Below are 20072 nucleotides of genomic sequence, written 5' to 3' on the forward strand. Positions count from 1 at the left end.
ATGCTGCTCGAAGTCCGCGACCTCCACGTGGAGTTCCGTACGCGGGACGGAGTCGCCAAGGCCGTCAACGGCGTCAACTACTCGGTGGAAGAGGGCGAGACGCTCGCCGTGCTCGGCGAGTCGGGCTCGGGCAAGTCGGTGACCGCACAGGCCGTGATGGGCATCCTGGACGTGCCGCCGGGCCGGATCGCGGGCGGCGAGATCATGTTCAAGGGCAAGGACCTGCTGAAGATGAAGGAGGAGGAACGGCGGAAGATCCGCGGCGCCGACATGGCGATGATCTTCCAGGACGCCCTGTCCTCCCTGAACCCGGTCCTCAGCGTGGGCGCCCAGCTCGGCGAGATGTACGAGGTCCACCGCGGGATGTCCCGCAAGGACGCCAGGGCCAGGGCCGTCGAGCTGATGGACCGGGTGAAGATCCCGGCGGCGAAGCAGCGGGTGGGGGACTACCCGCACCAGTTCTCGGGCGGCATGCGCCAGCGCATCATGATCGCGATGGCGCTGGCCCTGGAACCCTCCCTGATCATCGCGGACGAGCCGACGACGGCGCTGGACGTCACCGTCCAGGCCCAGGTGATGGACCTGCTCGCCGAGCTCCAGCGCGAACTCAACATGGGGCTGATCCTCATCACCCACGACCTCGGCGTGGTCGCGGACGTCGCCGACAAGATCGCCGTCATGTACGCGGGCCGGATCGTGGAGGCGGCCCCCGTCCACGCGATCTACGCGGCGCCCGCGCACCCCTACACGAGGGGCCTGCTCGACTCCATCCCGCGCCTGGACCAGAAGGGCCAGGAGCTGTACGCGATCAAGGGCCTGCCGCCGAACCTGCTGGCCATCCCGCCGGGCTGTGCCTTCAACCCGCGCTGCCCGATGGCGCAGGCCGTCTGCCGCACCGACGTCCCTCCGCTCGCGGACGTGGCGCCGGACCGCACGAGCGCGTGCTTCTTCTGGAAGGAGTGCCTCGGTGGCTGAGACCATCCTGGAGGTGAGGGACCTCGTCAAGCACTACCCGCTGACCCAGGGCGTCCTGTTCAAGAGGCAGGTCGGCGCGGTCAAGGCGGTCGACGGGGTCTCCTTCGACCTCGCCCGGGGCGAAACGCTCGGCATCGTCGGCGAGTCCGGCTGCGGGAAGTCCACGGTCGCCAAGATGCTGGTCAACCTGGAGCGCCCGACCGCCGGAGCGATCTCGTACAAGGGCGAGGACATCACCAAGCTTTCGGGCCGCGCCCTCAAGGCCGTCCGGCGCAACATCCAAATGGTGTTCCAGGACCCGTACACCTCGCTCAATCCGCGCATGACGGTCGGCGACATCATCGGGGAGCCGTACGACATCCACCCCGAGGTGGCCCCGAAGGGCGACCGGCGCCGCAGGGTGCAGGAACTCCTCGACGTGGTCGGACTCAACCCCGAGTACATCAACCGCTACCCGCACCAGTTCTCCGGCGGCCAGCGCCAGCGCATCGGCATCGCCCGCGGCCTCGCCCTGCGGCCGGAGATCATCGTGGCGGACGAGCCGGTCTCGGCGCTCGACGTCTCGGTCCAGGCCCAGGTGATCAACCTCCTGGAGCGCCTGCAGAACGAGTTCGACCTGTCGTACGTGTTCATCGCGCACGACCTCTCGATCGTGCGGCACATCTCCGACCGCGTCGGCGTGATGTACCTCGGCCGGGTGGTGGAGATCGGCACCGACACCCAGATCTACGACCACCCCACCCACCCCTACACCCAGGCCCTGCTGTCGGCCGTGCCCGTCCCGGACCCACAGGCCCGCGCCCATCGCGAGCGGATCATCCTGACCGGCGACGTGCCCTCCCCGGCCAACCCGCCGTCCGGCTGCCCCTTCCGCACCCGCTGCTGGAAGGCGCAGCCGCGGTGCACGGACGAGGTCCCGCTGCTGGCCGTCCCGGAAGCCTTCCGCTCCGGCGCGACGACGCACCCCGCGGCCCATCCCTCGGCCTGCCACTTCGCGGCGGAGAAGCAGGTCGTACCGGCGCCCGGCGACCTCCCGCCGGCGCCGTCCCCGCCGGTCCCCCCGGCGAAGGAATGACCGGCGCGGCCGAGGGGTGAAATCCGGCCACCCCGCGCGGATCCGCTCCGTTAGGGTCACCTTCCCGCCAACGCGGTTTACATGCAGGCAACTTGACCGTTTCTGTCCTGAGATCTGGGCCGTGCAGCCTGGGTCCCGTGCGGCCGTGCGGGTGCCGACAGCCGGCCCGGGAGGCGCACAGCCTCCCGGCCGGCCTCCCCCGTGACCCTGCGCATGCGCGGCATGCGCCCCTCGTGCTGCCGGAATTCGATCGATGCGCTGGTACGGATAGTTATGATCCGTAGCGCACGGTGGGTATGACTCCGCCGAGCACTGAGTACGAGTACGCGTACCGATGTCCGCTCGACGTGGAGGTGAAACGCCGTGGCACTCTCGATCTCGGCCGTGGTGCTGCTGGCGATCGTCGTCTTCCTGCTGGTCCGCCGGTCGGGCCTGAAGGCGGGACACGCCGCTGTCTGTGTGCTCCTCGGTTTCTATCTGGCGAGTTCGACCATCGCCCCGACCCTCAGCCAGCTGACCACCAACGTGGCCAGCATGATCAGTGGCCTCAAGCTGTAGGCAGCACGCCGCTCGCCGCGCTGCTTGATCGTAGGCTTGGCCCCATGAACGGTCTTCCCGCCCGTCGTCTGCTCCTCGTGCACGCGCACCCGGACGACGAGTCGATCAACAACGGCGTCACCATGGCCAAGTACGCGGCCGAGGGTGCCCACGTCACGCTGGTGACCTGCACCCTCGGTGAGGAGGGCGAGGTCATCCCGCCCGGGCTCGCCCACCTGGCACCCGACCGCGACGACACCCTCGGCGCCCACCGCGTCGGGGAGCTGTCCGCCGCCATGGCCGAACTCGGCGTCACCGACCACCGGTTCCTCGGCGGCACGGGCCGCTTCAGGGACTCCGGCATGATGGGCGCCGAGCAGAACCGCCGGCCCGGGTCCTTCTGGTCCACCGACGTGGACGAGGCCGCGGCCCACCTGGTCGAGGTCATCCGCGATGTGCGCCCGCAGGTGCTCGTCACCTACGACCCGGACGGCGGCTACGGACACCCCGACCACATCCAGGCCCACCGGGTCGCCACGCGCGCCGCGGAGCTGGCAGCGGAGCCCACGTACCGCCGGGACTTCGGAGACCCGTGGCGGATCGCGAAGGTCTACTGGAACCGGGTCCCGCGCTCGGTGGTCGAGGAGGGCTTCGCCCGGCTGGAGGAGGCCGGTTCCAAGGCACCCTTCCCCGGGCTGGCTTCGCCGGAGGACGTGCCCGGGGTCGTCGCCGACGACCGGATCACCGCCGAGATCGCGGCCGACGAGACGTTCGTGGCGGCCAAGGCGGCCGCGATGCGCGCCCACGCCACCCAGATCGCCGTGGACGGGTCCTTCTTCGCGCTCTCCAACGACCTCGCACAGCCGCTGTTCGCGCGCGAGTACTACGAACTGGTAGTGGGCCGGCCGGGGGCCCCGACGGGCGAGCGCGAGCACGACCTGTTCGCGGGGGTGCAGGCGTGAGCGCAACCCTGAACCCCGCCCGGATCGCCGTCCTGCTCGGCCTGTTGGTAGTGGGCGCGCTGACCGGCGCGGCCGGCTGGCTCGTCGTGGACCTGTGGTTCCCCGCCGGGCTGCTGCTGGGACTGCTGGCGCTCTTCGGGCTGTTCCTCGGCGGCCGGATCGCCGTCGGGAGCGGGCTCGGGGTGGGCGCCGGGGCGATCGGTTGGTTCGTCGCGTACGTGGTGCTCGGCGTTCCGCGCCCCGAGGGGGACTTCCTGCTCGGTTCGTCCGGAATCGGTATGTACGCCTACCTTTTGGGCGGGACGATGCTGGCTGTGATGTGCGCCACGCTCCGCGGGCCGTTCGAGGGATCGGTTTCGGCCGCGCAGACCGGCAAGTGACGTGCCGTTGAACTCGGTCGGGGTGCGTGTTCACGGGGGTTGGGGCGGGACCTCCGGGTTGCCCGGAAGGGGTGCGGAGGGGCTGAAGGGGAACCCCTGATTCCCCTAGGACAGTTGCGCGAGGGCGTCGGCCAGTATGGTGGTCGGGCCGCCGAGCTGCCCGCGCACGGCACGCGGGCGGCGGAGCCAACCAGGAGAACCTGCCTTGAGTCGTGAAACCGACAGTTCGTCCTCCGGGCCCCAAGGGCGCGGTGGAGCCGCTTACCCCTCGGGTATGCCGCCGTATGGAACCGGCCAGCACCCGTCCTTGCCTGTGCCGCCTGGGCCTGGCGCGGCGACTGCCTCGGAGGAGAACCCTGTGACCTCGAACCCGTCCACGCCCGACACCGACGGGCCGAAGACCGAGACCACCCTGACGACCCGGATCCGGATCAACATCCCGGGTTCGCGGCCGATCCCGCCGGTGGTCGTACGCAAGCCTGTCGCGGCCGCCGCCGTCGACGCGGAGCCCGAGGCGGCGGCCGCCGTCGAGCAGCCCGTGACGGAGCCCGCGCCCGCCGCCGAGCCGGAGGAGCCGACCAGCAACTGGTTCGCCCCCCGCAAGTCGACCGCTCCGGGCCCCGCCCCGGCGCCCGCACCGGCCGCGGCGCTGCCGACCCGTACCCCGGCCGCGGGCTCCGCGCCCGCGCTGCCGACCCGTACGCCGGCCGGCTCCGCACCGGCGCTGCCCACCCGTACCCCGGCCCCGCCGGGCCCGGGCGCCGGGTTCGCCCCGGGCGTCCCGGGTCCCCGTGCGGGCGCCCCCGCGGGCCCCGGCTACGACACGCCCGCCCACGGCTTCGCCCCGGCGCCCGCTCCGGCCGGCCCCGGCTACGGCGCGGGCGGCCCCGGCCCGGGCCCCGACGCCCCCCTGGCCGCCCGGCGGCCCGGCGGCCCCGGCGTCGGCACGACCCCGGTCATGCCCGGCTACGACGACGGCGGACCCACCACCGAGGCGTTCCCCGCGTACGGCGGCCCCGTGGGCCCCGGCGGCTCCGGCGCGCCGGCGGGCCCCACCGGCGGCCCCGCTCTCGGCAGCGTCCCCGTCGGCGCCGAGGAGCCCCGCTGGCCCGGCCCCGATCTGGACGACCCGTTCCCGGCTCCCGCGCCGACCCCGGTCCCCGCCCCGGCACCGGCCGCCCCCGCGCGTCCGAAGCCGGCCTCCGCAGCGCCGGCCAAGAGCAAGAAGGGCCGCTCCAAGCTGGTCCTCATCGGCGGCGGCCTCTTCGCCCTGTTCGGCGTGGCCTACGGCGCCGGGCTGCTCCTCAACCATTCCGACGTCCCCAAGGGCACGACCGTCCTCGGCGTCGACATCAGCGGCAGCCGCGACGAGGCCGTCGGCAAGCTCCAGACGGCCTTCGGCAACCGGGCGGCGTCCCCGCTCACGCTCACCGTCGGCGGCAAGCAGGTCGAGCTCAAGCCCGAGAAGGCCGGCCTGAGCCTGGACGCCCAGACCACCGTCCGCAACGCGGCGGGCAGCGACTACAACCCCGTCACGGTCATCGGCTCGCTCCTCGGCAACGAGCGCGTCGCCGACCCCGTCCTGCCCGTCGACGACGAGAAGCTCCAGGTCGCGCTCCAGGAGCTGGCCGGAACCGCCGGCACCGTCACCGAGGGCACCATCACGTTCGACACCGGCAAGGCCGTCGCCGTCCCCGGCAAGCCCGGCACCACCTTGGACCCGGGCGCCTCGGCGACCCTGGTCACCAAGGCGTTCCGCGAGATGGTCGCCACCGGCAAGGCCGCCCCGGTCGAACTCCCCGTCACCGCCAAGAACCCGGTCGTCGACCAGGCCGAACTGAACCGGGCGATGAAGGAGTTCGCCGAGCCCGCCATGTCCGGGAACGCCACCGTCAAGGCGGGCGGCAAGTCCCTCGCCTTCGGCGCCAAGTCCCTGCCCAAGATCCTCAGCATGCAGCCGGTGGACGGGCACCTCGTCGAGAAGTACGACCTGGAAGCGCTCAAGGCCACGTACGGGAACGCCTTCGACGGTGTCCTGATCATGCGCGGTACCGGCGAGAAGACCGCCGTCACCCCGCAGGACGTCGTCGGCGCCCTCCGCAAGGCCCTGCGCGGCAAGACCGCGGCCGAACGGACCGCCACCATCGACACCAACGCCGGCTAGCAGCAGCCGGCCCGAGCCCCCGTCCGACCCCGGGCGGGGGCTCCGTCGTACCCGCCGCCGTACCCGCCGCCGTACCCGCCGTCGTACCCGCCGCCGTACCCGCCGCCGTACCGGTCGCCGGGAACGTCGCCGTATCCGCCGCGGGCCCGTCATGCCGGGCGCATGACATCTGTCATCCACCAGTCACGACCGCAGACACTGCCGCCGCCGCCCCCGTACGGGGGAACCTTCGGTCATGACGACGACGACCCCGGCGCACACCACCGCCGCACAGGACACCGGACCCGGCGCCGGCCCCGTGGTGGCCTTCCAGAACGTGACCAAGAGCTACGGCGCGGTCCGCGCGGTCGAGGGCCTCTCCCTCGAACTCCACCCCGGCGAGACCGTCGCACTGCTCGGTCCCAACGGCGCCGGCAAGTCCTCCACCCTCGACCTGCTGCTGGGCCTGCGCCCCGCCGACTCCGGCACCGTCCAGGTCTTCGGCAGCACCCCGCGCGAGGCCATAGCGGCCGGCCGGGTCGGCGCCATGCTCCAGAGCGGCGGCCTGATGGAGGACGTCACCGTACGGGAGATCGTCAGCCTCGGCTGCGCCCTGCACCCGCGCCGCTACCCGGTCGACGAGGTGCTCAGCCGCGCCGGGATCAGCGAGATCGCCGACCGCATGGTCAACAAGCTCTCCGGCGGCCAGGAGCAGCGCGTCCGCTTCGCCCTCGCCACCGCAGGACACAACGACCTGATCGTCCTCGACGAGCCGACCACCGGCATGGACGTCACCTCCCGCCAGGCCTTCTGGGCCACCATGCGGGAGCAGGCCGCCCAGGGCCGCACGGTCCTCTTCGCCACCCACTACCTGGAAGAGGCCGACGCGATCGCGGACCGCGTCCTGGTCCTGAACAAGGGCCGGCTGCTCGCCGACGGCAGCGCCGCCGAGATCAAGGCCAAGGCCGGGGCCCGCCGGATCGTCTTCGACCTCGCCGCGGACGCTCCGGTGGACGAGGTGGCGCTGCGCGCGCTCCCGCACCTGACGACCTACGAGCGCCACGGCGACACCGTCAAGCTCCAGTCGCGCGATGCCGACGCCACCGTCCACGCCCTGTACGCGCTGGGGCTCTACCCCCGGAACCTGGAAGTCGCCGGGCTGGGCCTGGAACAGGCCTTCATCGCCCTCACCGAGGCCGAGGAGGCCCCCGCATGCTGACCACCGGAACGATCAGGCTCATCAAGCTTGAGATCAGCCGCGCGCTGCGCAACAAGAAGTACCTGTTCTTCACCGTGCTCTACCCGGCCGCGCTGTTCCTGATGCTCGGCGGCACACTGGACGGCACCACGAAGGTCATGGGCACCGAACTGACCATGCCCGCCTTCTACATGGTCTCCATGGCCTCCTTCGGCGCGCTGACCGCCGTCCTGATGGGCAACAGCGAGCGCATCGCCAAGGAGCGCGAGAAGGGCTGGGTCCGGCAGCTGCGGCTGACCGCCCTGCCCGGCCGCGGGTACGTCCTCGGCAAGACCGCCAGTGCCGGCGTGCTCTCGCTGCCCGCCATCCTCGTCGTGTTCGCCGTCGCCGCGGGCGTCAAGGGCGTACGGTTCGAAGCCTGGCAGTGGCTCGCCCTGACCGGTTCCATCTGGGCCGGCAGCCTGGTCTTCGCCGCCCTCGGCGTGGCGATCGGCTACCTCGCGAGCGGCGACACCGTCCGCCCGATCACGATGCTGTTCTACTTCGGCCTGTCGATCCTCGGCGGCCTGTGGATGCCGACCGCCAACTTCCCGCAGTGGCTGCAGGACATCTGCGCGTGGCTGCCGACCCGGGCGTACACGAGCCTCGGCCAGGCCATCGAGCTCGGTGGTGCGCCGCACCTCAAGGACGTGGCGATCCTGGCCGCGTACTTCGTACTGTTCACCGGTGCCGCCGCCTGGCTGTACCGCAAGGACTCGCTGAAGGCGTGACGGGTGTGACGAGGGTGATGGGTGCGACGAGCACGATGGGTGCGACGGGTGTGACCGGGCCGATGACCGAGACCGGCACGACGGTGATCAAGGGTGGGCCCATGATCGGGCTCCGCCCCGAGAACCGCCGGCAGAAGATCGTGAAGTCGCTGTGGATCGGCCTCTGGCTGTTCTACCTCAGCGCCCCCGTCACCGACCTGGTCCGCGGCGGCCACGGCCTCGGGGCCCGGCTGCTCGGCGCCCTGGGCCTCGTGACCTTCATAGCCTGGTACCTGTTCCTGGTCTTCCGCACCGCCCGCCAGACCGAGGTGCGGCGGGTGCTGCTCTCGGTCGCCGTGCTCTCCGCACAGGCCACGCTCCTGTCGCTGAGCCTGGGCCGCGAATGGCTCGTCCTCTTCGTGTACGTGTCGATCTCCTCCGGCGCCGCCCTGCCGGCGGAGATCTCCCGCTTCACGGTGCCCGGCGCCACCGCCCTGCTCGCGGTCACGGCGCTCGCGGTACCGAGCGGTGACGAATACCTCGCCGGACTGCTGATCCCGGCCCTGATGGGCGGGTTCGCGATGGTCGGCATCCGCGCCATGATCCGGACGACGGTGGAACTGCGCGAGGCGCGCGCCACCGTGGCACAACTCGCCGCGAACGAGGAGCGCCTGCGGATGGCCCGGGACCTGCACGACCTCCTCGGCCACTCGCTGTCCCTGATCACGCTCAAGAGCGAGCTGGCCGGGCGGATGCTGCCCGGCAGCCCCGAGCAGGCCGCCCAGCAGGTCGCCGACATCGAACGGGTCAGCCGGCAGGCGCTGGTCGACGTACGGGAGGCCGTGAGCGGCTACCGGCGGCCGACCCTGCCCGGTGAACTGGCCGGCGCCCGGACCGCGCTGACCGCGGCGGGCGTACGGGCCGACCTCCCGGCGGAGGCGGTGGAGGACCTCCCCGAGGACGTGGAGTCGGCCCTGGCCTGGTCGCTCCGCGAAGCGGTGACGAACGTGGTCCGGCACAGCGGGGCACGGCAGTGCACGGTCCGGCTGGAGGTCCTCCAGACCCTGGCGGGACGGGTGGTGGAACTGTCGGTCGCGGACGACGGCGGGGGCGGGCTCGCGGTGGCCGGCAACGGCCTGACGGGGCTGACGGAACGCCTGGAGGCGGTGGGCGGCACCCTGTCGGCCGGAGCCACCGGAAAGAAGGGCTTCCGTCTGCTGGCCCGCATCCCCCTAGGATCGGGATCATGAGCGCACTTCCCATCCGGATCCTCCTGGCGGAGGACCAGTCCATGGTCCGGGAAGCCCTCGCGGCCCTCCTCGGACTGGAGCCGGACATCGAGGTGCTGGCCCAGGTCGCCCGCGGCGACGAGGTGGTGCCGGCTGCGCGGGCGCACGACGTGAACGTCGCACTGCTCGACATCGAGATGCCGGGCATGACGGGCATCGAGGCGGCGGCAGCCCTGCGGGACGCCGTCCCCGACCTCAAGATCGTCGTCCTGACGACCTTCGGCCGCCCCGGCTACCTGCGCGGCGCGATGGAGGCGGGGGCCTCGGCGTTCCTGGTCAAGGACGCCCCGGCGGCGCAGCTGGCGGAAGCGGTGCGCAAGGTCCTGACCGGGGAGCGCGTCATCGACCCCACCCTGGCGGCGGCGGCCCTGGCGGACGGCGCGAACCCGCTGACCGATCGGGAACGGGAGGTCCTGCGGGCGGCCGAGGACGGCGCGACGAACGCCGAACTGGCGGCCCTGCTGCACCTGTCCCAGGGCACGGTCCGCAATTACCTCTCGACGGCGATCCAAAAACTGGCGTCGCGCAACCGCGCCGAAGCGATCCGCGTGGCCCGGGAAAAGGGCTGGCTCTGACCCTGGTCCCCGCCCCGGCGTCCCCGCCGCGGCGGGGTCAGTTCAGGAGGGCCCGGGCGGCCGTGGCTTCCGTGCGGACCCGGGCCGCCGCGCCCGGGTCGATCGCGTCGACGACCACCGCGTAGGACTCCAGTTCCGTCGCGCCGGAGGCGAACTCCCCCCGCTCGACCAGGACCTTCGCCCGCTCGTACCGCAGCGACGCCGGATGCGACGGCAGCAGCAGCGACAGGTCCAGCGCCCACAGGGCCACCCCCGACTGCTCGGGACGGGTCGAGGCCCACGCCCTGATGTTGTTCAGGATCCGCAGCACGATGTCCCGCGTCCGGGCCGGCGTGCGCGGCTCGGAGGCCCGTTCCGCCGGCCCCGCGCCCAGCGAGGCGCCCCCGGCGAACGGGTCCACCACCAGCCCCTCCTCCGGATCGCCGAAGCCCACCACGAAGTGCCCCGGCAGACCCAGCCCGTACACCGGCGCGCCCGCGCGCCGCGCGACCTCCAGCCAGACGACGGACAGGAGGATCGGCAGGCCCCGGCGCCGCCGCAACACCTCGTGCAGCAGCGAGGACGACAGCCGGTCGTAGTCCGCGGGCGTGCCGTGGAAGCCCATCCGACCACCCAGCAGTTCCGTCACCGCCGAGGCCCACGCCTTCCCGCTGCGCAGTCCGTACGGCAGCATCCCCGCCAGCCGGTCCAGCTCGATCTGCGCCCGGTCCATGGCCCGTTCGTCCAGTTCCGGGTCCGCCTCCGCGGCGAGCAGCAGGCACATCAGCGCCAGGTCGGGTCGCTCCGAGCGGGCTTCCTCCGCGAACCGCGCGCGGGATTCCGCGCTCATCGGGCAGCCCGGAAGCGGAAGTGGTGGTACGCGTGGTGCGTCGCGAAGCCCAAGCCGTCGTACAGCGCCCGCGCCCCCGCGTTGTCCGCTTCCACCTGGAGCCAGGCCGCCGACGCGCCCTCTTCCAGCGCCTGCCGGGCCAGTACGGCCATCACGGCCGTGCCCAGGCCCGCGCGCCGGTGCTCCGGGTCGACCTCGACCGCGGCGAAGCCGGCCCAGCGACCGTCCACGACCAGCCGCCCGATCGCCCGTCCGGGCACTGTCGCGAACCACACGGACGGCCCTGCGACCAGGACCCGCCGGGCCACCTCCGGGTCCTTGACCCGCCCGTACATCCCGAGCCACTCCTCGTCCGGGGCACGGTTCAGCCGTACGCCGGAGGCGCTCGCCCCGGTGTCCACGTCCGCGATCGGCGCCAGCGCCGCGATCCGGACCTGCGCCGACACCTCGTTCACCCAGCCCCGGCGCTCCAGCTCGACGCCCAGCAGCTCCTGGGTGCCGGCCGCCCCCGTCGCCGTCTGCACGTACGCCGGAAGCTCACGTTCTGCGTACCAGGAGGTCACCCGGGCGAGTGCTTCGTCCAGCGGAACACCCGGGTCGCCGATCGGCAGCACGGAATTGGCCCGCCGGGTGAATCCGGCGGCCGCCCGCAGCGTCCACCCGCCCAGCGGCTCGCTCTCCAGCGGCTGCCAGGCGCGCGCCCCGATCCGCGCCAGCTCCTCGAAAGAGGCCGCGGGACCCCGCCGCCGGGCCGGCGCCGGGGGCACGACCTTGCCCGCCACCAGCATCGATTCCGCGATGTGGACGGACTCACCGCTCTTTCGTGTGATCGTCAGCACACCTTGGTCCCAGGATGTGAGAACCCCTACCGTGTCAGTGAACGACGGCGCTTCGTCCGCCCCGCTCTCCACCCGTCGTACAGAGACTCGTTTACCCACGTCAGCCGGGGTAATACGGATCTCCAGCAGCCCACCGGCAGTGATTTCCACAGCTCTGTCCGCCCCTCCTGTTCGGATCGTGCCCGGGAACGGAGATACTAGGCGTGGGCATCGACGACGCCGCGCTCCCGCGCGATATGGAAAGCCCTACCGAGGAGGAACGAGAGCGTGACCTACGTCATCGCGGAGCCTTGTGTCGACGTCAAGGACAAGGCATGCATCGAAGAGTGCCCCGTCGACTGCATCTACGAGGGCCAGCGGTCCTTGTACATCCACCCGGACGAGTGCGTCGACTGTGGTGCGTGTGAGCCGGTCTGCCCGGTCGAGGCCATCTTCTACGAGGACGACACTCCGGAAGAGTGGAAGGACTACTACAAGGCGAACGTCGAGTTCTTCGACGAGCTCGGTTCGCCCGGTGGTGCTTCCAAGCTGGGCCTGATCGAGCGCGATCACCCCTTCATCGCCGCGCTGCCGCCCATGGGCGAAGGCCACTGACGGCCACCGCCCCCACGGCGGAACGCGTGCCCCGGTCCCGTACGGCCCCCGTGCCGCGCGGGACCGAGGCATTTCCCGGCGCACCCACCCGGCACACCCGCCGGGACATCCAGTACGTCCAGCACCAGTAGAGAGCAGAGACCACCGTGGCCGCAGTATCCGCACGTCTTCCCGCCTTCCCCTGGGACAAGCTGGAGCCGTACAAGAAGACGGCGGCGGCCCACCCGGACGGCATCGTCGACCTGTCCGTCGGCACGCCCGTGGACCCGGTCCCGCAGCTGATCCAGGACGCCCTCGTCGCCGCCGCCGACTCCCCGGGCTACCCCACGGTGCGGGGCACCGCCGCACTGCGCGACGCGATCACCGGCTGGCTGAAGGGCCGCCTCGGCGCGAGCGCTGCCGGACACCGCAACGTCCTGCCGGTCGTCGGCTCCAAGGAGCTGGTGGCCTGGCTGCCGACCCAGCTGGGCCTGGGCGCCGGGGACAAGGTCGCCTACCCCCGGCTCGCCTACCCCACGTACGAGGTCGGCGCACGGCTGTGCGGGGCCGAACCGGTGGTCTACGACGACCCGACCGAACTCGACCCGGCCGGCGTGAAGCTGCTGTGGCTCAACTCCCCGTCCAACCCCACCGGGAAGGTCATCCCGAAGGAAGACCTGATCCGGATCGTGGCCTGGGCGCGCGAGCACGGCATCCTGATCTTCAGCGACGAGTGCTACCTGGAGCTGGGCTGGGAGGCCGAGCCCGTATCCGTCCTGCACGACGACGTCTGCGGCGGCTCCTACGAGGGCCTCGTCGCCGTCCACTCCCTCTCCAAGCGCTCCAACCTGGCGGGCTACCGGGCCGCGTTCATCGCCGGTGACGCCGAGGTGCTCGGCGAGCTGCTGGAGATCCGCAAGCACGGCGGCATGATGACCCCGGCGCCGGTGCAGGCGGCCACGGTCGCCGCCCTCGGCGACGACGCGCACGTCGCGGAGCAGCGCGGGCGCTACGCCGCGCGGCGCGAGGCGCTGCGGGCCGCCCTGGAGGCGCACGGCTTCCGGGTCGAGCACAGCGAGGCCAGCCTGTACCTGTGGGTGACCCGGGACGAGGCGTGCTGGGACACGGTCGCCCACCTCGCCGAGCGGGGCATCCTGGTCGCGCCGGGCGATTTCTACGGCGAGGCGGGCGCGCGGTTCGTGCGCGTCGCCCTCACGGCGACGGACGAGCGCGTCGAGGCGGCGGTCAAGCGCCTCGCCTGATCTTGCACACGGCCCGCACGGGGCCCGTACGCAGCCCGAGGGGCCGGGAGTTCGTGCTCCCGGCCCCTCGGTCCTGTTTCGGCGTGCTGCCCGGCGTTCCGCTCGCGGCGGGTCAGCCGCCCAGGGGGAGGCCGCCCAGCGGCAGCGCCTGGGTGGGAACCGAGCCGGCCAGCTCGCCGGTCGGCAGCCCACCGGTCGGCAGCCCACCGGTGGGCAGTCCCTTGGCCGCCGGCAGGCCGCCGAGCAGGGCGCCCGCGGTGTCGGTGACCTGGGCGGGGGCGCCGGGTACGGCCTTGGCGGCGGTGTCCGTGGCGGTGCCCGTCGCGGTGGTGGCAGCGGCCTCACCGGCGCCGACCACGTCACCCGCGGTGCCGGCGGCGTCCGGGCTGGTGAGCGCGCCCAGCTGCGGCACGGACTCCAGGCCCGCGGCGCTGGCCGCGCCGGCCGCACCGACCACGGGAGCTGCCCCGGCTGCGAGCAGCAGCGCGGTACGGGCGATCCGGCGGGTCAGGGGGAGGGACATGTTGCTCCTAAGCGGTAGCGGCTGAGTACGCCCTGTACAACCGCTCGGGGGGCGGGTGGAGTTGCGGAGACCCCGGGTAAAGGATCAGTAACGCATCGTTTAATCGGCTTCCGCGACAAGCTCATTGAATGCGCGCCCACCAGGGCTTCCGTCCCTCCAGGGGCCGATCTGGGCGGCCGCCGGGTCACCTCCGTACGGGGGACGTCCCGCACGGGCGACCGGTTCCGCGGGCAGGCCCGCCCGGCCGGGTCAGCGCGCGACGAAGATCCGTACCTCGTCCTGCTTCGCTTCGTAGGGATCCCCGGCGCCGGCGCCGGACTTCCCCCCGCCGCCGCCCTTCTGCTGCCACTTGCCCTTGGCCTCGCCGGCTATCCAGCCCTCCTGGGCGTACGACACCCGCACGATGCCCATCCCGCGCGCATTGGCCACCGCCCAGCCCGCCATCGCCTTGCTGCCGCGCGCCGCGGACGCGCCGCCGTCCCGCTTCTCCACGAAGGTCACCTCGGTCTCCTTGACCGCCCGGCCCGCCTCCGCCGCCCGGTTGGGCCCCGCCACAGCGGAGTGCAGCTTGTCCTTCGCGAAGATCCGGGTGAGCTCCGTCCGCACCTTCTCCGGGTCGCCCGGCGCCGTGGGGGCGGGCCCGCCGCACATCAGCTCGCCGTCACCGGCGAAGGTCGCGGTCAGGACGGTCGCGTCCGGCTCGTGCTTCGCGTACGCCTGCGGGAAGCCGCTGAGCTGCACCTGCTGCGCCGCCTCCGTCAACGGGAGCCGCGAGTACCCCTTGATCGCGACGAGCCGGTCGTAGAAGATCCCGGCCGAGTACACCGGGTCCATGATCTGCTGCGGAGTGCCCCACCCCTGCGAGGGCCGCTGCTGGAACAGGCCGAGCGAATCCCGGTCGCCGTGGTCGAGGTTGCGCAGCATCGACTCCTGCATGGCGGTCGCCAGCGCGATGGTCACGGCCCGGTCCGGCAGGCCCTTGGCCACGCCGACCGCGGCTATCGTCGCCGCGTTGGCCGCCTGCTCGGGGGTCATGTCGAACCCGTCCTCGCCCGTCCGCGCGCTGGCCGTGCAGTGCGGTGCACCACCACTGCCGTTCGTCGAGTCGTACTGCACGGCGAAGTAGCCGATCAGCGCGAGCAGCACGAACGCACCGGCAACTTTCAGCAGCGGTCGGCGGCGAGGGCGGGGGTGATCGCTCTGGGACACGCCGCCCACCGTACTTGAGCCACGCGACGCGTCCACCGGCCGGACGTGGGAGGTTCGTCGCAGCCCGGGGCGTTAGGGTCAGAGCCATGTCCGAATCCGAGCTGGACCTCACCCTGGACGCCGCCGAGCTGACCGCCCGGCTCGTCGACATCCCGTCCGTGAGCGGCGACGAAAAGGTCCTCGCCGACCTGGTGGAGCACGCGCTGCGCGCCCTCCCGCACCTCACGGTCGACCGGTACGGCAACAACGTCGTCGCCCGCACGGACCTCGGCAGGGCCGAGCGCGTCGTCCTGGCCGGCCACCTGGACACGGTGCCGATCGCCGACAACGTTCCGTCCCGCCTCGACGAGAACGACGTCCTGTGGGGCTGCGGAACGACCGACATGAAGTCCGGCGTCGCCGTACAGCTGCGCATCGCCGCGACCGTGCCCGAGCCCAACCGTGACCTCACCTTCGTCTTCTACGACCAGGAGGAGGTCGCCGCCGACCTCAACGGCCTGGGCAAGGTCGCCGAGGCCCACCCCGACTGGCTGACCGGCGACTTCGCTGTCCTGCTGGAGCCGTCGAACGCCGAGGTCGAGGGCGGCTGCCAGGGCACCCTGCGCGTCCTGCTCCGCACCTGCGGCGAGCGCGCCCACTCCGCGCGCAGCTGGATGGGGTCCAACGCCATCCACGCGGCGAGCCCGATTCTCGCCAAACTCGCGGCGTACGAGCCCCGCAAGCCCGTGATCGACGGCCTGGAGTACCACGAGGGCCTCAACGCGGTCCGCATCGAGGGCGGCGTCGCCAACAACGTCATCCCCGACGCCTGCACCGTGACGGTCAACTTCCGCTTCGCCCCGGACCGCAGCATGGACGACGCGATCGCCCACGTCAGGGAGGTCTTCGCGGACTGCGGCGTCGACGAGTTCGTGATCGACGACTTCTCCGGCGGTGCCCTACCCGGCCTCTCCCACCCGGCCGCGGCCGCGTTCATGGAGGCGGTCGGCGGCCGCGCGATGCCGAAGTTCGGCTGGACGGACGTGTCCCGCTTCAGCGCCCTCGGCGTCCCGGCCGTGAACTACGGCCCGGGCGACGCGCTGCTGGCCCACAAGGTGGACGAGCGCGTGGAGACGAAGGCGATCCTCCACTGCGAAGAACGACTCCGCGCCTGGCTGACCTCCTGAATTCCGCTTCCCGTCACCTTTGTGCGCCTACCCTGATCCAACGATCAGCAGGAGGGAGCACATCATGGGCAACCCCGAAGGCAACGCTCGTCGTCGGCCCGAGGAGCAGCAGCTCGGGCCGGTGCTGCGCAGGCGGGGCCAGGTGCAGGCGGGCAGTACGACGGACCAGCGGCTGCTGGATTCGGCCGGGCCCTCCGAGTGGGTGCACACCGATCCCTGGCGGGTCCTGCGCATCCAGTCGGAGTTCATCGAGGGCTTCGGCACGCTGGCGGAGCTGCCGCCGGCGATCAGCGTGTTCGGCTCGGCCCGTACGCCCGTCGGCTCGCCGGAGTACCAGGCCGGCGTGCAGATCGGCAGCGCGCTCGTGGAGGCGGGCTTCGCGGTGATCACGGGCGGCGGCCCGGGCGCGATGGAGGCGGCCAACAAGGGTGCCCGGGAGGCCAACGGCGTCTCCGTGGGCCTGGGCATCGAGCTGCCCTTCGAGCAGGGGCTCAACCAGCACGTGGACCTCGGGCTGAACTTCCGGTACTTCTTCGTCCGCAAGACGATGTTCGTGAAGTACAGCCAGGGCTTCGTGGTCCTGCCGGGCGGACTCGGCACGCTGGACGAGCTGTTCGAGGCCCTGACCCTGGTCCAGACCCAGAAGATCACCCGGTTCCCGATCGTGCTGTTCGGGTCGGAGTACTGGTCCGGCCTGGTCGACTGGCTGAAGAACACGGTGATCGCGCAGGGCAAGGCCTCGGAGCGCGACCTCTACCTCTTCCACGTCACGGACGACGTGGACGAGGCGATCGCGCTGGTGACCAAGGAAGTCGGCAAGTAGCCGAGCCGCGGCGAGCCCCCGGCGGCCACCGCCGGGGGCGCTGCTCAGGTCAGGCCGCGGCGGCCTCCGGCCGGTTCAGGTCAGGCCGCGGCGGGTGGCTGCCGGGGGGCGGTGGCCCTGGATCGACGCCACCATGTCCAGGATCTGCTTGGTCTCCGCGACCTCGTGGACGCGGTAGACCTGGGCGCCCAGCCAGGCCGAGACGGCCGTCGTGGCCAGCGTGCCCAACAGGCGTTCCTTGACCGGCTTGTCGAGGGTCTCGCCGACGAAGTCCTTGTTGGACAGGGAGACCAGCACCGGCCAGCCCGTGTCGGTCATCTCGCCCAGGCGACGGGTGGCCTCCAGCGAGTGGCGGGTGTTCTTCCCGAAGTCGTGGCCAGGGTCGATCATGATCGCGTCCCGGCGGACCCCCAGCGCGGCCGCGCGTTCGGCCAGCCCCACCGTGACCCGCAGGATGTCCGCCATCACGTCGTCGTACGTCGTCCGGTGCGGCCGGGTCCGCGGTTCGACCCCGCCCGCGTGCGTGCAGACCAGGCCCGCCCCGTAGCGCGCCGCGACCTCCGCCAACTTCGGGTCCACCCCGCCCCAGGCGTCGTTCAGCAGGTCGGCCCCGGCTTCGCAGACCGCCTCGCCGACCTCGTGCCGCCAGGTGTCGACGCTGATCACCACGTCCGGGTGGCGGCGCCGGACCTCGGCCACGAAGCCGACGGTGCGCCGGGCCTCCTCGGCCGCGTCCACGTGGTCGCCCGGGCCCGCCTTGACCCCGCCGATGTCGATGATCGCGGCTCCCTCGGCCACCGCCTGCTCGACGCGGTCCAGAGCGGGCTCGTCGCGGAACGTCGCGCCCTGGTCGTAGAAGGAGTCCGGTGTCCGGTTCACGATGGCCATGATCACCGGCTCGTGGGTGTCGAACTCGCGCCTGCCCAGTCGCAGCATCCCGTTCTTTCCTCCTCCGGCGGCCCTCGCGCCTCGCTGCGACCTTAACCTGGTGGCCGGTGGCCCGATGTCTCTCAGGGAGTTGCTCGTGTTCTGGTTCTTGCTGATCGCGCTGGTCGTGGTCGTCGCGGCGGTCACCCTGGCCGTGGTGGGCGGCGGTTCCGAGGCGGTGCTGCCGGAGGCGGAGCCGGACCGGGTGGCCGACGCGCTGCCCGAGAGCCGCCCGGTCGTACGGGCCGACATCGATGCCCTGCGGCTGCCGGTCGCCCCGCGCGGGTACCGCATGGCCGAGGTGGACGACGTACTGGAGCGGCTCGCGGCGGAGCTCACCGAGCGGGACGCACGGATCGCGGAGCTCACGGCGGCGGCCGCGCAGAACCGCGCGCAGGGTCCGGGCGGACCGGTCGTCGACCTGCACAAGGAGGAGCAGCAGTGACGGCGATCGCGGGCCCGGACGGCGGCCTGCGCTGCCCCTGGGCACTGGCCACCGAGGACTACATCGCGTACCACGACACGGAGTGGGGCCGCCCGGTGCACGGGGACGACGCCCTGTACGAGCGGCTGTGCCTGGAGGCCTTCCAGTCGGGGCTGTCCTGGCTGACGATCCTGCGCCGCCGTGAGGGGTTCCGTACCGCCTTCTCGAACTTCGTGATCTCTGAGGTCGCCGCCTTCGGGCCGGCCGACGCACAGCGGCTGCTCGCCGACGAGGGGATCATCCGCAACCGGGCCAAGATCGAAGCCACGCTCGCCAACGCGAAGGTCCTCGCGGAATGGGAGCCGGGCGAACTGGACGGGCTGATCTGGTCGCACGCCCCGGAGCCGGGCCGTCCGGCCCCCGCGACGATCTCCGAGGTCCCGGCGGTGACGCCCGAGTCCACGGCCCTGTCCAAGGCGCTGAAGAAGGCCGGGATCCGCTTCGTCGGCCCCACCACCGCCTACGCGCTGATGCAGGCCTGCGGGCTGGTCAACGACCACCTGGCCCCCTGCGTCGCCCGTACCCCCGCCTGAGCGGCGGGGGCGGGCGGCGCCTAGCGGCCGAGGTACTTCGGCGGCTGCTTGGCGAGGAAGGCCTCGACGGCGATCGAGTGGTCCTCGGAGGCGCCGGCACGGGCCTGCAGGGTGTCCTCGTGGGCCAGGGCTTCCGTCAGCGAGTGGGACGCCCCGTACGCCAGGGACTCCTTCAGCGCCGCGTAGGCCACCGTCGGGCCGGCCGCCAGGGTGCGGGCCACCGCCTCGGCCTCCGCGTGCAGGGAGTCCGAGGGGACCAGGCGGTTCACGATCCCGAGCTCGTACGCCTCCTGCGCCTTCAGCGAGCGGGGGAAGAGCAGCAGGTCGGAGGCCCGCGAGGCACCGATCAGGCGGGGCAGGGTCCAGGAGACGCCCGAGTCCGCGGTGAGGGCCACCCCTGCGAAGGAGGTGTTGAAGGAGGCCGTGTCGGCGACGACCCGGAAGTCCGCCGCCAGGGCGAAGCCGAAGCCCGCTCCGGCCGCGACGCCGTTGACGCCCGCCACCACCGGCTTGGGCATCTCGGTCAGGGCGCGCACGATCGGGTTGTAGTGGTCCGCGACCGTGTTCATGGTCAGCGTGGACCCGTTCGCGCGGTCCGCCGCCAGGTTCCCGATGTGCTCCTTGAGGTCCTGGCCGACGCAGAACGCCCGATCGCCGGCCGCGGTCAGCAGCACCGCCCGGACGGCCGGATCCGCGGCCGCCGCCTGGACCGCGTCGCGCAGCGCGACCTTGGCCTCGGTGTTCATCGCGTTCATGGCGTCGGGCCGGTTGATCGTGATTTTGGCGAGTCCGTCGGTCACTTCGTAGAGCACGCTGTCGGCCATGGCAGGGGGTCCCCCTTCGTCGCGGGCTTGGCTACCGGCCGGTACCGGCCGGTGCAAGGGCCAGCATGGCGGACCGGACCGTCCCGGGGCATGTGATGTGCGTCAAAGAAAGCGGAGGGCGGACGGCGGGTGCGGCGGCGAAGTATCGCAGGCACGTCCCCGAAATGAGTGGTTTTGGCCGAGCGCGTTGCCCAAGC

Annotated in this window: 22 protein-coding genes; 16 read left to right on the forward strand and 6 right to left on the reverse strand. The window is 72.3% G+C overall.

Annotated elements, in window-relative coordinates:
* The 10 genes from OHA65_RS24325 to OHA65_RS24370 all read left to right on the forward strand — a co-directional run bounded on the left by OHA65_RS24325 (window position 1) and on the right by OHA65_RS24370 (window position 9883).
* The gene (locus OHA65_RS24325) at window positions 1–975 is read left to right on the forward strand and encodes an ABC transporter ATP-binding protein (RefSeq protein WP_405762420.1); all 975 of its coding nucleotides are present in this window, start codon (window positions 1–3) and stop codon (window positions 973–975) included.
* Entirely contained in the window at window positions 968–2050 is a 1083-nt protein-coding gene (locus OHA65_RS24330) for a dipeptide ABC transporter ATP-binding protein (RefSeq protein WP_327285245.1), read from the forward strand. Before OHA65_RS24325 ends, OHA65_RS24330 begins: the two co-directional genes overlap by 8 nt.
* Before the next feature lie 363 nt (window positions 2051–2413).
* Window positions 2414–2608 (forward strand): hypothetical protein, encoded by a 195-nt coding sequence (locus tag OHA65_RS24335; protein ID WP_030153401.1) that lies wholly within the window; start codon window positions 2414–2416, stop codon window positions 2606–2608.
* A 44-nt stretch (window positions 2609–2652) separates the two neighbouring features.
* Window positions 2653–3549 carry an N-acetyl-1-D-myo-inositol-2-amino-2-deoxy-alpha-D-glucopyranoside deacetylase gene (gene mshB / locus OHA65_RS24340; protein WP_405762422.1) on the forward strand — a complete coding sequence of 299 codons (897 nt, stop codon included), beginning with the start codon at window positions 2653–2655 and terminating at the stop codon, window positions 3547–3549.
* On the forward strand, window positions 3546–3929 hold the full coding sequence (locus OHA65_RS24345) for a DUF6113 family protein (protein WP_405762424.1): 384 nt from the start codon (window positions 3546–3548) through the stop codon (window positions 3927–3929). Before mshB ends, OHA65_RS24345 begins: the two co-directional genes overlap by 4 nt.
* Window positions 3930–4287: 358 nt before the next feature.
* Window positions 4288–6093: a hypothetical protein gene (locus OHA65_RS24350; RefSeq protein ID WP_328763555.1), complete on the forward strand. Its 1806-nt coding sequence runs from the start codon at window positions 4288–4290 to the stop codon at window positions 6091–6093.
* Between the two features lie 235 nt (window positions 6094–6328).
* A complete protein-coding gene (locus tag OHA65_RS24355; RefSeq protein ID WP_327285249.1) occupies window positions 6329–7291 on the forward strand; it encodes an ABC transporter ATP-binding protein in 963 nt (320 codons plus the stop codon).
* On the forward strand, window positions 7285–8040 hold the full coding sequence (locus tag OHA65_RS24360) for an ABC transporter permease (RefSeq protein ID WP_328763557.1): 756 nt from the start codon (window positions 7285–7287) through the stop codon (window positions 8038–8040). The genes OHA65_RS24355 and OHA65_RS24360 overlap by 7 nt, the downstream gene beginning before the upstream one ends.
* A 62-nt stretch (window positions 8041–8102) precedes the next feature.
* A complete protein-coding gene (locus OHA65_RS24365) occupies window positions 8103–9269 on the forward strand; it encodes a sensor histidine kinase (RefSeq protein ID WP_405763427.1) in 1167 nt (388 codons plus the stop codon).
* The gene (locus OHA65_RS24370; RefSeq protein ID WP_327285251.1) at window positions 9266–9883 is read left to right on the forward strand and encodes a response regulator transcription factor; all 618 of its coding nucleotides are present in this window, start codon (window positions 9266–9268) and stop codon (window positions 9881–9883) included. Before OHA65_RS24365 ends, OHA65_RS24370 begins: the two co-directional genes overlap by 4 nt.
* Window positions 9884–9920: 37 nt before the next feature.
* Here the strand turns inward: OHA65_RS24370 and OHA65_RS24375 are convergent, their stop codons facing one another.
* On the reverse strand, window positions 9921–10712 hold the full coding sequence (locus tag OHA65_RS24375; RefSeq protein WP_327285252.1) for a transglutaminase-like domain-containing protein: 792 nt from the start codon (window positions 10710–10712) through the stop codon (window positions 9921–9923).
* Window positions 10709–11701, reverse strand: coding sequence for a GNAT family N-acetyltransferase (locus tag OHA65_RS24380; protein WP_405762425.1), 993 nt, complete (start codon window positions 11699–11701; stop codon window positions 10709–10711). The genes OHA65_RS24375 and OHA65_RS24380 overlap by 4 nt, the downstream gene beginning before the upstream one ends.
* A gap of 117 nt (window positions 11702–11818) precedes the next feature.
* Here OHA65_RS24380 and fdxA point away from each other — a divergent pair, with 117 nt between their 5' ends.
* Both fdxA and dapC read left to right on the forward strand, forming a co-directional pair.
* Entirely contained in the window at window positions 11819–12145 is a 327-nt protein-coding gene (fdxA, locus tag OHA65_RS24385) for a ferredoxin (RefSeq protein ID WP_030291119.1), read from the forward strand.
* A gap of 146 nt (window positions 12146–12291) precedes the next feature.
* On the forward strand, window positions 12292–13386 hold the full coding sequence (gene dapC / locus OHA65_RS24390; RefSeq protein WP_405762427.1) for a succinyldiaminopimelate transaminase: 1095 nt from the start codon (window positions 12292–12294) through the stop codon (window positions 13384–13386).
* 112 nt (window positions 13387–13498) lie between these two features.
* Here the strand turns inward: dapC and OHA65_RS24395 are convergent, their stop codons facing one another.
* Both OHA65_RS24395 and OHA65_RS24400 read right to left on the reverse strand, forming a co-directional pair.
* Entirely contained in the window at window positions 13499–13909 is a 411-nt protein-coding gene (locus OHA65_RS24395) for an ATP-binding protein (protein ID WP_327285255.1), read from the reverse strand.
* Window positions 13910–14158: 249 nt separating this feature from the next.
* The gene (locus OHA65_RS24400) at window positions 14159–15118 is read right to left on the reverse strand and encodes a hypothetical protein (RefSeq protein ID WP_327285256.1); all 960 of its coding nucleotides are present in this window, start codon (window positions 15116–15118) and stop codon (window positions 14159–14161) included.
* 86 nt (window positions 15119–15204) lie between these two features.
* On the opposite strand from OHA65_RS24400, the gene dapE reads away from it, so the two are divergent.
* Complete coding sequence (gene dapE / locus OHA65_RS24405) at window positions 15205–16284, forward strand: succinyl-diaminopimelate desuccinylase (protein WP_327285257.1); 1080 nt, start codon at window positions 15205–15207, stop codon at window positions 16282–16284.
* 64 nt (window positions 16285–16348) lie between these two features.
* Window positions 16349–17107 (forward strand): TIGR00730 family Rossman fold protein, encoded by a 759-nt coding sequence (locus OHA65_RS24410; protein ID WP_327285258.1) that lies wholly within the window; start codon window positions 16349–16351, stop codon window positions 17105–17107.
* Between the two features lie 75 nt (window positions 17108–17182).
* On the opposite strand, the gene folP is transcribed toward OHA65_RS24410, so the two are convergent.
* The gene (gene folP, locus OHA65_RS24415; RefSeq protein ID WP_327285259.1) at window positions 17183–18043 is read right to left on the reverse strand and encodes a dihydropteroate synthase; all 861 of its coding nucleotides are present in this window, start codon (window positions 18041–18043) and stop codon (window positions 17183–17185) included.
* Window positions 18044–18125: 82 nt separating this feature from the next.
* Between folP and OHA65_RS24420 the strand changes: the two genes are divergently transcribed.
* Together OHA65_RS24420 and OHA65_RS24425 are read left to right on the forward strand one after the other, a co-directional pair.
* Complete coding sequence (locus OHA65_RS24420) at window positions 18126–18479, forward strand: DivIVA domain-containing protein (RefSeq protein WP_405763428.1); 354 nt, start codon at window positions 18126–18128, stop codon at window positions 18477–18479.
* Window positions 18476–19051, forward strand: coding sequence for a DNA-3-methyladenine glycosylase I (locus tag OHA65_RS24425; protein WP_405762429.1), 576 nt, complete (start codon window positions 18476–18478; stop codon window positions 19049–19051). Before OHA65_RS24420 ends, OHA65_RS24425 begins: the two co-directional genes overlap by 4 nt.
* A 20-nt stretch (window positions 19052–19071) precedes the next feature.
* Here OHA65_RS24425 and OHA65_RS24430 read toward each other — a convergent pair whose 3' ends face one another.
* Window positions 19072–19875 carry an enoyl-CoA hydratase-related protein gene (locus OHA65_RS24430; RefSeq protein WP_327285262.1) on the reverse strand — a complete coding sequence of 268 codons (804 nt, stop codon included), beginning with the start codon at window positions 19873–19875 and terminating at the stop codon, window positions 19072–19074.
* Window positions 19876–20072 lie beyond the last annotated feature (197 nt).

Source organism: Streptomyces sp. NBC_00045, from assembly GCF_045041095.1.
Taxonomy (GTDB): domain Bacteria; phylum Actinomycetota; class Actinomycetes; order Streptomycetales; family Streptomycetaceae; genus Streptomyces.

Excerpts from the sequence above, each read along its gene's own strand:
- OHA65_RS24365 (WP_405763427.1), top strand. The coding sequence starts at position 8,103 with ATGACCGAGACCGGCACGACGGTGATCAAGGGTGGGCCCATGATCGGG.
- OHA65_RS24430 (WP_327285262.1), bottom strand. The coding sequence starts at position 19,875 with ATGGCCGACAGCGTGCTCTACGAAGTGACCGACGGACTCGCCAAAATC.
- OHA65_RS24370 (WP_327285251.1), top strand. The coding sequence starts at position 9,266 with ATGAGCGCACTTCCCATCCGGATCCTCCTGGCGGAGGACCAGTCCATG.
- OHA65_RS24375 (WP_327285252.1), bottom strand. The coding sequence starts at position 10,712 with ATGAGCGCGGAATCCCGCGCGCGGTTCGCGGAGGAAGCCCGCTCGGAG.
- OHA65_RS24325 (WP_405762420.1), top strand. The coding sequence starts at position 1 with ATGCTGCTCGAAGTCCGCGACCTCCACGTGGAGTTCCGTACGCGGGAC.
- OHA65_RS24360 (WP_328763557.1), top strand. The coding sequence starts at position 7,285 with ATGCTGACCACCGGAACGATCAGGCTCATCAAGCTTGAGATCAGCCGC.
- mshB (WP_405762422.1), top strand. The coding sequence starts at position 2,653 with ATGAACGGTCTTCCCGCCCGTCGTCTGCTCCTCGTGCACGCGCACCCG.
- folP (WP_327285259.1), bottom strand. The coding sequence starts at position 18,043 with ATGCTGCGACTGGGCAGGCGCGAGTTCGACACCCACGAGCCGGTGATC.
- OHA65_RS24355 (WP_327285249.1), top strand. The coding sequence starts at position 6,329 with ATGACGACGACGACCCCGGCGCACACCACCGCCGCACAGGACACCGGA.
- OHA65_RS24410 (WP_327285258.1), top strand. The coding sequence starts at position 16,349 with ATGGGCAACCCCGAAGGCAACGCTCGTCGTCGGCCCGAGGAGCAGCAG.
- dapE (WP_327285257.1), top strand. The coding sequence starts at position 15,205 with ATGTCCGAATCCGAGCTGGACCTCACCCTGGACGCCGCCGAGCTGACC.
- OHA65_RS24395 (WP_327285255.1), bottom strand. The coding sequence starts at position 13,909 with ATGTCCCTCCCCCTGACCCGCCGGATCGCCCGTACCGCGCTGCTGCTC.